Origin of the sequence: Actinomadura rubrisoli (assembly GCF_004349215.1) — a bacterium.
GTDB classification, from domain to species: Bacteria; Actinomycetota; Actinomycetes; order Streptosporangiales; family Streptosporangiaceae; genus Spirillospora; species Spirillospora rubrisoli.
The window spans coordinates 1-398 of sequence record NZ_SMKU01000800.1; the positions used below are offsets into that span (position 1 = coordinate 1).

The window sequence follows — 398 nt, forward strand, 5'->3', positions numbered from 1 at the left end:
GGAGTTGGTGGGGGGCCTGGTCGTGGCGCTTGTGACCACCGGGGCCTACTGGGCTTGGCTGGGTTGGGACCGGACGCGCGACGTCCATCCCGATGGTCATAAGACGGGGCCGTATGAGGCATGGCAGGTCATCGGTCTTGTGATCACGTTGGTGGTGGCGGGGGTGATCGCGGCGCGGGGCCCCGGTCGGTGCCGCGGTGGCCACGACCGTGGCGCTGACGGCGTCCTGGTCCATCGACGCCATGAGCTCCGACGACGACGGCTTGTGGCCGATCGGCGCGGCGCTGGTGTGCATCGGCACCATGGCCGTCAGCGGGACGCTGGCGTTCATCGCGCGCAGGACGATGCGTTAGGTGTCCCTGGGCGGGCAGGACGGCCGGGTGGGGGAGGTGCCGACG

General features: G+C 70.9%; 1 protein-coding gene. It reads left to right on the forward strand.

The window, feature by feature from the left end; translation table 11 throughout:
* Window positions 1–197: 197 nt before the first annotated feature.
* Window positions 198–353 carry a hypothetical protein gene (locus E1298_RS49205; RefSeq protein WP_165976016.1) on the forward strand — a complete coding sequence of 52 codons (156 nt, stop codon included), beginning with the start codon at window positions 198–200 and terminating at the stop codon, window positions 351–353.
* Window positions 354–398: the final 45 nt, after the last annotated feature.